Source organism: Cobetia sp. SIMBA_158, from assembly GCF_046566945.1.
In the GTDB taxonomy this organism is placed as follows: Bacteria; Pseudomonadota; Gammaproteobacteria; order Pseudomonadales; family Halomonadaceae; genus Cobetia; species Cobetia amphilecti.
On the sequence record NZ_JAWJYL010000004.1, the window covers coordinates 194,053 to 206,147 of the forward strand.

8 protein-coding genes are annotated in these 12,095 nt (G+C 63.0%); 5 read left to right on the plus strand and 3 right to left on the minus strand.

The genetic code is table 11. The features are described from left to right. Positions 1-71: 71 nt before the first annotated feature. The 3 genes from R2R70_RS08605 to gap form a co-directional block, all read right to left on the minus strand. Positions 72-2,477, minus strand: coding sequence for a PAS domain-containing protein (locus tag R2R70_RS08605; protein ID WP_410977816.1), 2,406 nt, complete (start codon positions 2,475-2,477; stop codon positions 72-74). 314 nt (positions 2,478-2,791) lie between these two features. Further along, entirely contained in the window at positions 2,792-3,184 is a 393-nt protein-coding gene (locus R2R70_RS08610) for a hypothetical protein (RefSeq protein ID WP_410977817.1), read from the minus strand. A gap of 695 nt (positions 3,185-3,879) precedes the next feature. Continuing rightward, positions 3,880-4,884, minus strand: a complete 1,005-nt coding sequence (gene gap, locus R2R70_RS08615; protein ID WP_043331416.1) for a type I glyceraldehyde-3-phosphate dehydrogenase — start codon at positions 4,882-4,884, stop codon at positions 3,880-3,882. Positions 4,885-5,249: 365 nt separating this feature from the next. On the opposite strand from gap, the gene edd reads away from it, so the two are divergent. The 5 genes from edd to R2R70_RS08640 all read left to right on the plus strand — a co-directional run bounded on the left by edd (position 5,250) and on the right by R2R70_RS08640 (position 11,958). After that, positions 5,250-7,100, plus strand: coding sequence for a phosphogluconate dehydratase (gene edd, locus R2R70_RS08620; RefSeq protein ID WP_054555569.1), 1,851 nt, complete (start codon positions 5,250-5,252; stop codon positions 7,098-7,100). A 55-nt stretch (positions 7,101-7,155) separates the two neighbouring features. Then, positions 7,156-8,172 carry a glucokinase gene (gene glk, locus R2R70_RS08625; protein ID WP_107336189.1) on the plus strand — a complete coding sequence of 339 codons (1,017 nt, stop codon included), beginning with the start codon at positions 7,156-7,158 and terminating at the stop codon, positions 8,170-8,172. A gap of 37 nt (positions 8,173-8,209) precedes the next feature. Next, complete coding sequence (locus R2R70_RS08630) at positions 8,210-9,088, plus strand: D-hexose-6-phosphate mutarotase (RefSeq protein ID WP_192837508.1); 879 nt, start codon at positions 8,210-8,212, stop codon at positions 9,086-9,088. 204 nt (positions 9,089-9,292) lie between these two features. Further along, the gene (gene pgi, locus R2R70_RS08635) at positions 9,293-10,975 is read left to right on the plus strand and encodes a glucose-6-phosphate isomerase (RefSeq protein ID WP_054555572.1); all 1,683 of its coding nucleotides are present in this window, start codon (positions 9,293-9,295) and stop codon (positions 10,973-10,975) included. Continuing rightward, positions 10,975-11,958, plus strand: coding sequence for a carbohydrate kinase family protein (locus R2R70_RS08640; protein WP_054555573.1), 984 nt, complete (start codon positions 10,975-10,977; stop codon positions 11,956-11,958). The genes pgi and R2R70_RS08640 overlap by 1 nt, the downstream gene beginning before the upstream one ends. Positions 11,959-12,095: the final 137 nt, after the last annotated feature.

A 12,095-nucleotide genomic window follows, 5' to 3' on the forward strand; every position in this document is an offset into this window, starting at 1 on the left:
CCACTTGCATGACGCGATCCACACCCCGAGACACCGGCTGCAGGTGTGCCCGATTGATCACCGGTATTGGCTCAATTGTCCTCGCTCAAGGACTGCGATGCCAGCACCACCCGATCGCGGCCGCTGCGCTTGGCACTGTAGAGCGCCATATCGGCACGATGCAGGTAGCCATCCCGGGTCTCCCCCGGCAGCGGTGTCGCCACTCCCATGCTGATGGTGCAGCGCAGTGTCAGCGACTTGAAGCGCACCTCCAGCGCCGCGATCTGCTGTCGCAGGCGCTCGGCCATTCCGACACCGGTGGCGGTACCGGCATCGGTGAGCAGGACGGCAAACTCCTCGCCGCCCAGACGCGCAAAGCAGTCATCGCGCCGCAGCTGGGCACGACACGCCTCGCCAAGACTGATCAGCACCTGATCACCCGCCGCATGGCCGTGAGTGTCATTGACGCGCTTGAAGTGGTCGATATCAAACAGGATCAACGCCATCTGCTCCCGCGATGATGAGCTAAGCAGGGTCTCGAGCGTGTCGAGGAAGCTGGCTCGGGTCATGGCGCCGGTCATGGCGTCCGTCATCGCTTCATGCTCGCGACGCTGTTCGACCAGCTTGCGCTCATGAATGTTGCGCGACACCGACAGCACGCGCTGATAACGCCCGGTGACGGGGTCCATCGAGGGCGTCGAGATCGACTCGAACCACAGCGTATGCCCGGCCTTGTGTTGAATCCTGAAGTCGACTCGAAATACCTCGCCGAGACAGGCGGCACGATGGACCTCCTGCGCGATGCGCAGCATGTCATCGGGATGGATCAGCTGCTTGATCTCCTGGCCGATGATCTCCTGCGGGCGATAGCCGCAGAGCTTTTCCACCGAGGGGCTGATGTACTGACAGATGCCGTGGGAGTCCTCGATGCTGACCAGATCGCTGACGGAGTTGAGGATGAAGCGATAGCGCTCCTCGCTCTGGCGCAACTCATCCTCGATACGGTATCGGACGGTGGCATCATCACAATAGCCATTCCAGATCACACCGCCCTCGGGGGAGTCGATCAGCTGCGGCAGCCCGACACACGCCAGCCTGCGCTCCTGACCATCCGGATGCTGATAGCGTATCTCCGCCTCCCAGGGCGATTGCTGCTGGGCACTGGTCTGCAGTGACATGAGCAGCTGCTCACGCTCGCGACCCGCGATGCGCGCCAGCAGCAGCATGGGGTCGTCGATGACGGCCTGCGGGTCGAGCCCCAGCACTTGCGAGGCGACCGGCGAGAGGTAGGTATAACGCAGCTCACCCTCCCGACTCAGGCGACACTGGAAGACGACGCCGCGCATCTGCTGGACAAGGTTGTCCAATTGGCGCCGATGCGCTTCGCGCTGGGTGACGTCACTGAGCTTGCCGAGCACGGCGGTGACCTCTCCCGCAGGCGAGTAGCTCAGCTGCATGTCATCCTGGAGATAGCGCTTGCGCCCATCCACATGCACGAAGGCGTAACACAGGCTCAGACGGCTATGGCGCTCCCGCACGGCCTCATCAAAGCGCTGCTGACAGATGGTCAGCTCATCCGGCGCCAATCGGGCTTGCCAGAGACCCGGGCTTGCCATCAGCAGGTCATGCGAGAGCCCGGTGAGCGCCTCGCTGCCTGCCGACAGATACTCCAATTCCTCTGGCGGCCATTCACCAGCGGTCGCGTAGTGCGCGCCGGGTGTCTCGTCCACCCGCCGCGCCAGACGCTGCTGTTGATCGATCACATGCTCGAGGCGTTGATGTACCTGGGTGATGTCGCGCGCCATCACGGCCACCTGACGCCCCTCGTCGGCGAGCGAGCGTCCCAGACTGACCATCTGCACGGACAATCTGGATTCCCCCCGCGGCAGCGACAGGCTGATATCGCATTGCCAGGGCTCGGCTCTCTCCAGGCTACGCAGGACATGAGGGAGGTAGAGGTGCTCAAGCGAGAGGCGGGAATGCGCACAGGCCGCATCGTGATAGAGATGCCAGGCCGGGTTGGCATGACTGATCACCAGGCTTTCATCCTTGAGCAGCAGGATCGCCATCGGGTCACGGCTGCGCACCATCATCAGACGATAGGCACGCGCCAGCTGCTGCTCCTGTTCATTGGCCTTGTCACGCTGCGTGATATCCGTCACTCGTCCACACAGCGGATGCCCCACGCCGGAACTCCACAGACATTCCTCGAGCAACAACAGTTGCCCGCTGCGGTCGCGCATGCGATACGTCGTACGCTCGACCCGCCCCATCGAGGCGCGAAAGTCACTCAATCGCTGCCGGTCGGCGGTGATCACCAGCGAAAGCCAGAGCTCCGGCTGCTTGAGAAAATCCCGCACCGTATACCCCAGCAGGCGTTCCGCCGCTGCATTCATGGCAATCAGGCGCTGACCATCAGCACTGAGCGTGAACAACACATCTGCCACGACAGCATAATGATGCTGCAGCAAACGACTATCCGCGAATGATTCAGGCAACGTGAAACCCCTTCTCTGTCATGCGGTTTGCTCAAGAATGCCCTATCCATGGCGCTGGCAGCCAGCAGTACCCCCAACGCTTGATTGCGCGAAGATCCGGGCAGATGGCGGCATATGAACGATTGCGACCTTTGCCTTTGCATCTGACTATCTCCCTTATCGGCAGCGGACGCGCAATGTTGTGGGCGAATATCACGCAAGCGGCGCCGAAGGGAAAACCCCAGGATGCAAAAAGCCCGAAGCATAAGCTTCGGGCTTTTTTGAGAGCTCACCTTGAGCAGTCCCGGCCTTGAACAAAGCTGGCTTGGAAAGATCTAGCCTTGCGCGGAACGCGGCATGGCATCGTCGATGAGCGCGGAGGACGGGGCATCATGTGCGCCACTGCGGCCTTCATTGCTCTCGCCAGCCGGCTGGGCAGTAGCGCGCGGAGCCTTGCGCTTGTGACGCCGCGACTGCCTGCTGTCCTTGTCCTGCTGGGCGGAAGGCGCCTTGACCGGCAGGCGCGCCCGCAGGTGCTCGAGCAACGCGCGAAAATCGTCCGGCTCCATGCCGATGCGCTCCGCTGCGGCACTTTCCTGCCATAGCACATAGATCGCCGGCTGCTCACGCCCCAGGTCCATACCCACGACCTTGCCCTCGCGCTGGGTACGCGGGTCGCGCAAGGTAGCACCGATCAATTCATGAGCTTCGCGGATGGCATCGTGCATCTGAGACAGCCTGCTGTGGAAGTCGAGATAACTGCCGGAGAGTGTGCGGCAGTGTGGCAATACCTTCCCTGAATTGCGCACAACAATGGATCACTCGCAGGCCATATGACCGCCTGCATGATTTGACGTTGTCATGACCTGGCTCACCGATAGACGCAAGGCCAACAGGTGCGAAGTGTAACACACCGCCACAGTTTCGCTAATTTCACTCGACCGTAAATTACGATGACGACATGTTGACCACCTTTCTCGACGTATCAGTGCACGTTTCACGCCACCTGATCCAACTCTGTCGCGATCGTGCTCAGAAAAGTTGCCATAAGGTCACGCCATTGACGCAAGGCAACGACACTTTGCGCCTTGAAGCATCTCCCGCACTTTTATGGTGCGCAAAAAAAACCTCTCCCATTGGGAGAGGTTCAAAAATGGATGACGCGATGTCATTCCGAGCAGCATCGAAGCCGGTCTTGGCGCCAACCCTGACCGACCACCGATTCAAAGGGGACGAATGGCATTGCCTTGTCCGTGGAGCCTGAGCGCGACGCGAGAATCCTCGGGCCACTCGTCCTCACCTGTTGGGAGCCTGCCTTCCTGTCTTGCCGACGGACTGACAGGCCCCCGAATTCTTGCTGTCCCGCGCGGCCTTTTGGGTTGATCGATGAGGGATCAAAGGCCGCGCGGGACTCACCAAGCGCTTACTTGGCGGCTTGCATTGCCAGCGCAGTATCGAGCATACGGTTGGAGAAGCCCCACTCGTTGTCGTACCACGCCATGACCTTGACCAGGCGATCTTCGCTGACGCGAGTGTGATTGCTGTCGAAGGTGGAAGAGTGTGCATCGTGATTGAAGTCGATGGACACCAGCGGCAGCTCGTTGACGGCCAGCACGCTGGAGCCTTCGGCGGCCTTGGCCACGATGGCGTTGATCTCTTCGATGGAGGTATCACGCGACGCGGTGAAGGTCAGATCGACCAGCGACACATTGATGACCGGCACGCGGATCGCCAGACCATCCAGCTTGCCGTTCAGTTCCGGCAGCACCAGACCCACCGCCGCGGCGGCACCGGTCTTGGTCGGGATCATGGAATGGGTCGCGCTGCGGGCACGGTACGGGTCGGAGTGGTAGACATCCGACAGGTTCTGATCGTTGGTGTAGGCGTGAATGGTGGTCATCAGGCCGTTCTCGATGCCGACTTCATCATTCAGCGCCTTGGCGACCGGCGCCAGGCAGTTGGTGGTGCAGGACGCGTTGGAAACGACCTGGTGCTCGGCCTTCAGCACATCTTCGTTGACGCCGAAGACGACGGTCGCATCGGCGTCGCCGCTCGGCGCGGAGATCAGCACACGCTTGGCGCCGGCTTCGATGTGCTTGGCAGCGGCAGCACGCTTGGTGAACAGACCGGTGCATTCCATCACCAGGTCGATGTCCAGGCTGGACCACGGCAGCTGGGCCGGGTCACGCTCGGCCAGGATGCGGATCTTGTCGTCACCGACGAACAGATTCTCTTCGTCGTGCGAGACGGTCTCGGCGAAACGGCCGTGGACGGTATCGCGGCTCAGCAGGTGAGCGTTGAGCTTCGGATCACCCAGATCATTGATGGCGACGACCTGGATACGATCGTTGTACTGACCTTCATACAGCGCACGCAGCACGTTGCGACCGATGCGACCAAAACCATTGATGGCGACGCGTAATGTCATGACTCAACTCCTGTGGCGTATGGCGGGTGCAGGACCAGACCTGATCCAGGAACGAAAGCCTGCAATGTGTTCCGTGAAATTATCCTACACGCTTTTCCCATAATTTGGCCGAAAGTCGTCCAGTCTTCAAGCAGTTTTTTTGTTAAATTTACCGAATATTCCGAACAAAACCGTTTCTCGAGCGCCATGACGCGCTACTGTAGGCTACCTCGGTAACCGAACGACGCGACACGAGTGAGGCCAGAGGCTTTACACCGCCATCACCACTGGATAGCGTCGCCGGATAGCAGCACGCCCACACAGCGGGAAACGCTTTCTTTCGCCAGCCTCGGCGCCCTGCGCCGCCTGATACATGAGGTAAGAGCATGTCAGTCAACCAGACCGTAGAGCACGTGACCCAGCGCATCATCGACCGCTCCCGCGAACGCCGCGCCGCCTATGAGCAGTTGATGGAAAGCCAGCAGCGCCGCGGTGTACACCGCTCCGAGCTCTCCTGTGGCAACCTGGCGCACGGCTTTGCCGCCTGTGGCGAGACCGACAAGAATCGTCTCAAGCTGATGAACTCGGCCAACCTGGGCATTATTTCGTCATATAACGACATGTTGTCCGCCCACCAGCCGTTCGAGGACTATCCGCGCATCATCAAGGAAGCCGTCCAGGCGATGGGCTCCACCGCCCAGTTCGCCGGCGGCGTGCCCGCGATGTGCGATGGCGTGACCCAGGGTCAGCCGGGCATGGAGCTGTCACTGTTCTCCCGCGATCTGATCGCCATGGCCGCCGCTGTCGGCCTGTCGCACAACATGTTCGATGGCGCCCTGTTCCTCGGCGTGTGCGACAAGATCGTCCCGGGCCTATTCATTGCCGCCGCACGCTTCGGCCACCTGCCGACACTGTTCGTGCCGGCAGGCCCGATGCCCTCCGGCCTGCCCAACAACGAGAAGGCGCGTGTCCGCCAGCTGTTCGCCGAAGGCAAGGTCGGCCGCGATGCGTTGCTGGAAGCCGAGTCCGCTTCCTACCACAGCCCGGGCACCTGCACCTTCTATGGCACCGCCAACTCCAACCAGCTGATGGTCGAGCTGATGGGCCTGCACCTGCCGGGCGCTTCCTTCGTCAATCCGGGCACCCCGCTGCGCGAAGCCCTGACGCGTCACGCCGCCGAGCAGACCATCCGCAACAGCGAAGTCGGCGGCGACTACCGTCCCTTCTATCGCCAGATCGATGCCCGCGCCATCGTCAATGCCATGGTCGGCCTGCTGGCTTCCGGCGGCTCCACCAACCACACCCTGCACCTGGTCGCGATGGCCGGCGCTGCGGGCGTGACCATCACCTGGGATGACTTCACCGAGCTTTCCGCGGTGGTGCCGAGCCTTACGCGCATCTACCCGAACGGCCAGGCCGACATCAATCACTTCCAGGCGGCCGGCGGCATGAGCTTCCTGATCCGTGAACTGCTCAAGGCGGGTCTGCTCCACGACATCCCCACCCAGGACGGTGGCACCCTGGCCGGCTATGTCCGCGAGCCCTTCCTCGAGAACGGCAAGCTGGTCTGGAAGGACGGCCCTACCGACAGCCTCGACGAGGATGTGCTGCGCCCGGTGGCCAACCCGTTCGCCCCGACAGGCGGCCTGACCGTACTGGACGGCAACCTCGGCCGCGGCGTGATCAAGGTCTCTGCCGTCAAGGAAGAGCATCGTCTCGTCGAGGCACCGGTGAAGCTGTTCAGCGACCAGGATGAGATGAAGGCCGCCTTCGAAGCCGGTGAGCTGGAGCAGGACATGGTCGCCGTGGTGCGCTACCAGGGTCCGCGTGCCAACGGCATGCCGGAACTGCACAAGCTGACGCCCTACCTCGGCATCCTGCAGGACCGCGGCTTCAAGGTCGCACTGGTGACGGATGGCCGCATGTCTGGCGCCTCGGGCAAGGTCCCGGCCGCCATTCACATGACGCCGGAAGCGCTCGACGGCGGTCCGCTGGCACGCCTGCGCGAAGGCGACGTGGTCCGCCTGGATGCCAATGCCGGCACCCTCACGGCGCTGGTCGATGAAGCCGAATGGGCCGAGCGCGAGGCCGAGACCATCACTCGCGACAGCTATCATCACGGCCTGGGCCGCGAGCTGTTCTCCGGCATGCGTTCACTGGTCGGCGGTGCCGAGGAAGGCGCCTCCAGCTTTGCAGGCTACGGCGACCTGCCGGGCAGCGGCCACGACCTGATGTGATGGGCGCGCCCTGTCACTCTCCTGAGGCACTGACGCAAAGGAAGGATGCCGGACGATGACCCGCGACACCTCCCATCGCCTTGCTCTGGTAGGCGATATCGGTGGCACCAATGCCCGGCTGGCACTTGTCCAGCCGGGCAGCCACACCCTGCAGCACATCCAGACGCTCGCCTGCGCCGAGCATGCCGGACTCGAGGAGGCCATCCAGGCCTACTATCGGATGCTGGGCCTGTCAGAGGCCGAGCAACCCGTCGAGGCCTGCCTGGCCTTCGCCTGCCCCGTGCATGATGAACGCGTCAGCATGACCAACAATCACTGGACGTTTCTCAAGCACGAGGTACGCGAATCATTGAAGCTTGAGCGCTTCAAGTGCCTGAATGATTTCACCGCCATGGCGCTGGGCGTGCCCCACATCGAGGCCAGCGAACGTCTGGCCATCGGTGAGGAGCTCACCGAAGGTAATGGCGATGCGGCCTCGCCACGACTGGTGATCGGCCCCGGCACCGGCCTGGGTGTGGCGGGTCTGGTGCGCGGCACCCACAACTGGATTCCGCTCGCGACCGAAGGGGGGCATGCAAGCTTCGCCCCCACCGACGAGATCGAGGATGGTCTGCTCGGCATCTTCCGCCGTCGCCATGGTCGCGTCTCGGTGGAGCGCCTGCTGTGTGGCCAGGGCATGCTCGAGATCTATCAGGCCCTGGGCGAGCTTCGCGGCCTGCCGACTCCCCTCGAAAGTGCGGCCAGCGTCAGTCAGGCAGCGCATGAGCACCTGCATCACGATGAACCGCAGAATGCTCTCGCCTTTGATGCCGTGATGCGCTTCATGAAGATTCTTGGCGCAGTCGCCGGCGATGCAGCACTCACGCTGGGGGCGCGTGGCGGGGTCTATCTGTGCGGTGGCGTGCTGCCGCGCAACCTGGATCTGCTGATGCGCAGCGATTTCCGCCACGCCTTCACCGACAAGAATCGTCTGAGCCGTTACAATGCCGCGATACCCACCTGGGTGGTGACCGCGCCGTGGACCGGCCTGCTGGGCGCCGCCGAGGCTCTGCACAATGAAGAGGTGGCATGATGCACCGCCACCTCCTGAACCATCGAGGTAGCTCGAGATGATCCCCGAAAGTCTGCGCGCACTGATCGCCGACACCGCTGGCCAACGCACTGTCGAATGGCAGGGCCGCTCGCTGTTGATCCTCAACCAGGAGTGGGGCGAGCTGGTGGTCTGCCACCAGGGGGCTCAGGTGCTGCACTATCAGCCGACGGGCGACTCTCCCTGGCTGTGGGTGACGGAAACGCCCGCCGCCCTGCCGGGCAGCATTCGCGGCGGCATTCCGCTGTGCTGGCCCTGGTTCGCGGATGAGTTCCCCGAGGGCGAAAGCGAACTGCACGGCCCCGCTCGCAAGGCCGACTGGCGCATCGATGCGGTGGACGAGGAAGAGGAAGGCGTCGAGATCCATGCCTCACCGGTCTCAGCACTGCACGCCGCCCTCTCTCCGCGCGTGGTGATCTTTGCCAGCCGCCGCTTCCTCAAGGTCGAGCTGATCACGGAAAACCGTGGCGAGGCCCCGATCAAGATGACCGGCGCGCTGCATACCTACTTCGCAGTGCCGAATGCCTTCGAATGTCGCGTCACCGGTCTGGCCGGCGCCAGCTACCTGGACAAGCGCCAGGACTTCTCGCGCTTCGACCAGCAGGGCGAACTGGGCGTGCGTGGCCCGCTGGATCGCATCTACCAGACCAGCCAGATTCAGGTGCTCGAGGACGGCAAGCGTCAGCTGCGCATCGCCAAGCAGGGCTCTGACTCCACGGTGGTCTGGCATCCCGGGGACGCGCCGCCGGCCGACACCAGCGTCGAGAATGCGCGCAGCTTCCTGTGTGTCGAGACCGCCTGCACGCGCCTCGACCCGGTCTGGCTGCCGCCGGGCGCTCAGCATCTGCTGGCTCAGCACATCTCACCGCTGAGCGGTGATGAGGCGAGCGGCGAGTGAATGACAGCCGGCCACGCGGCTCACGGCGTGGCCGGCACCTTGCGCACCTTGTCGACCAACCGAGAGCGCTCAGCGCCTGAATCGTGTCATCGACATGACTCCCGGCTGACAGTGACTTTCGCCTCGCCTGCAAGCGTGCGTCGGGCCGCCACAGAATGCGACCCGCCCCGATGAACTTCAACAACCCATACGATGGACACTTCCATGCTGCAATTGACCCGTAGTGTTTCCTGGCAGGCGCTGACCCGGCTGGGCGAGGTGACCCGCAACGACCGCATCCGCGATTACTTCGCGGCGGATCCCAAGCGCTTCGAGAAGATGAGCCTGCGCGTCGGCGGCCTGTTTCTCGACTACTCCAAGCACCACATCTCCGATGAGGTGATGGAGGCGCTGGTCGAACTCGCTGAGCACTCTGCACTCGTTCAACGTCGCGCGCAGATGTTCTCCGGCGACATCATCAACGTCACCGAGAATCGTCCGGTACTGCACACCGCACTGCGCAGCCAGACCAACACGCCGGTCATCGTCGATGGCAAGGACGTGATGCCGGAAATCCACAAGACGCGCGAGCAGATCCGCGCCTTCTCGGAAGCCGTGCGCAGCGGTGAGTGGAAAGGCTTCGACGGCCAGCGGATTCGCGACGTGGTCAACATCGGCATCGGCGGCTCTGATCTGGGCCCCAACATGGCCTGCCGTGCGCTGCTCAAGCATCGCCACCCGGAAATCAATTTCCACTTCGTCTCCAACGTCGATGGCAACCACATCCAGAAGGTGCTCAAGCGCCTGGATCCGGCCACCACGCTGTTCATCGTCTCCACCAAGACCTTCTCCACCCAGGAAACCCTGCTCAATGCCAAGACGGCGCGCCGCTGGTTCCTGGAGCACGCCGGTCAGGATGCCGACGTCGGTGCCCACTTCGTCGCGGCTTCCACCAACCGCAAGGCGGCCAAGGAATTCGGCATTCGCGAAGAGAACGTCTTCGAGTTCTGGGCCTGGGTTGGCGGTCGCTACTCCATGTGGTCTTCCATCGGCCTGCCCATCGCCCTGTCCATCGGCTATGAAGGCTTCATGGAGCTGCTGGAAGGCGCCCATGAGATGGACCAGCACTTCATCAATGCGCCGATGGCCGAGAACATGCCGGTCCTGATGGCGCTGATCGGCATCTGGTACATCAACTTCATGGGCGCCGAGACCCAGGCCATCGTGCCCTACGACCAGGCCCTGCATCAGCTGCCCGCCTTCCTGCAGCAGCTGGACATGGAATCCAACGGCAAGTCAGTCGACATCTTTGGCCGTCCGGTGGACTACAAGACCGGCCCGATCGTGTGGGGCGAGACCGGCTCCAACGGCCAGCATGCCTTCTTCCAGCTGCTGCACCAGGGCACGCGCTACGTGCCCATCGACTTCATCGCCTCGCTGAAGCCGGAGCCGGGTACCGAAGAGCACCACTTCGCGCTGATCACCAACATGCTGGCGCAGGCCAACGCCTTCATGGAAGGCAGCCAGGATGGCAGCAACCTCGATCCCCACTACAATTGCCCGGGCAACCGCCCGTCGAGCACCCTGCTGCTGGATGAGATGACCCCGCGCAATCTCGGCGCACTGATCGCCCTCTACGAGCACAAGGTCTTCGTGCAGGGCGTGATCTGGAACATCAACTCCTTCGACCAGTGGGGCGTGCAGCTCGGCAAGCGCATCGCCGGGGAAATCAGCGCGCGTATCGATACCGACGTGAAGGCCTTCGATCCGTCCACCCAGGGCTTGCTGGCACTGGTCCGCGAGCACTTCCCTGCCGGTGGCGCCACCCAGGCGGATGACAGCAACGACAAGCCGGGCAAGAAAGCCAAAGGCTCCACGACGACCACCCGCAAGGAAACCTCCTCCTGATGACTCCGGTAATCGCGTTCGGCGAAGCGCTCGTCGACATGCTCTCCAACAAGCTCGGCGGCCAGGCCGTCGAGCAGGAAACCTTCACGCCCTACGCGGGCGGCGCACCGGCCAACGTCGCGGTTGCCTGTGCCCGCCTCGGCCTGCCGAGTCACTTCGTCGGCATGCTGGGTCAGGACAGCTTCGGTGACTTCCTGCACGACGAACTGAGTGCTCATGGCGTGCAAATGGATCACGTCAAGCGCACCAGCCATGCACGCACCGCACTCGCCTTCGTGTCTCGCGATGAAGAGGGTGAACGCCGCTTCGACTTCTATCGTCCGCCGGCCGCTGACCTGCTGTTCCGTCCGGAGCACGCCGGGCCTGAGCTGTTCGCGACTCCCGCCATCTTCCACCTGTGCAGCAACAGCCTGACCGACGCCGGCATCGCGGACACCAGCTTCGTGCTGGCGTCACGCGCACGTGCTGCAGGCTCGCTGGTCAGCGTGGATGCCAATCTGCGTCACAACCTGTGGCCGAACCAGCAGGTCGATGTGACCCTGGTCACGCGCCTGCTCGACAACGCCGACATCCTCAAGCTGTCCCAGGAAGAGGTCGAGGCCCTGACCGGCAGTCAGCCGCAGACCGACTGGCTCGAAGCGCGCCTGAAGGCCGGTGTGCGCCTGATCGTGCTCACCGATGGCCCGGGCGTGATCCGTGCCCTGGTGCGCAAGCAGAGCGGCGACATCGAGACCGTCAGCATCACGCCGCCCACCGTCAAGGCGGTCGATACCACGGCCGGTGGCGACGCCTTCATCGGGGGCTTCCTGTCAGCCCTCAGCGAAGCCGGCATCAATGCCGACAACCTGAGCGACTGGTGCGAAGACGAGAGCCATCTCAACGCCGCACTGGAGCGTGCTGCGGCCTGCGGCGCCTTCGCCGTAACTCGTCCGGGTGCCTATGCCGCACTGCCCAAGCGTGAAGACCTCGACGCCATGAAATGATGACCGGATAATTGCGCTGACCGGTTATCCGCCAGCGCTATCATTTCCCTGAGAGGCGCATGATAAAAGCCCCTTTGATCATCAGATCAAAGGGGCTTTTTCGTGACCATGACGCTAATGCTTGTGCACTGGCCACC

Bases quoted from the DNA above. Each gene is read 5' to 3' on its own strand.
- glk (WP_107336189.1), top strand. From the start codon at position 7,156: ATGACCCGCGACACCTCCCATCGCCTTGCTCTGGTAGGCGATATCGGT.
- R2R70_RS08630 (WP_192837508.1), top strand. From the start codon at position 8,210: ATGATCCCCGAAAGTCTGCGCGCACTGATCGCCGACACCGCTGGCCAA.
- R2R70_RS08640 (WP_054555573.1), top strand. From the start codon at position 10,975: ATGACTCCGGTAATCGCGTTCGGCGAAGCGCTCGTCGACATGCTCTCC.
- R2R70_RS08610 (WP_410977817.1), bottom strand. From the start codon at position 3,184: ATGCACGATGCCATCCGCGAAGCTCATGAATTGATCGGTGCTACCTTG.
- edd (WP_054555569.1), top strand. From the start codon at position 5,250: ATGTCAGTCAACCAGACCGTAGAGCACGTGACCCAGCGCATCATCGAC.
- pgi (WP_054555572.1), top strand. From the start codon at position 9,293: ATGCTGCAATTGACCCGTAGTGTTTCCTGGCAGGCGCTGACCCGGCTG.
- gap (WP_043331416.1), bottom strand. From the start codon at position 4,884: ATGACATTACGCGTCGCCATCAATGGTTTTGGTCGCATCGGTCGCAAC.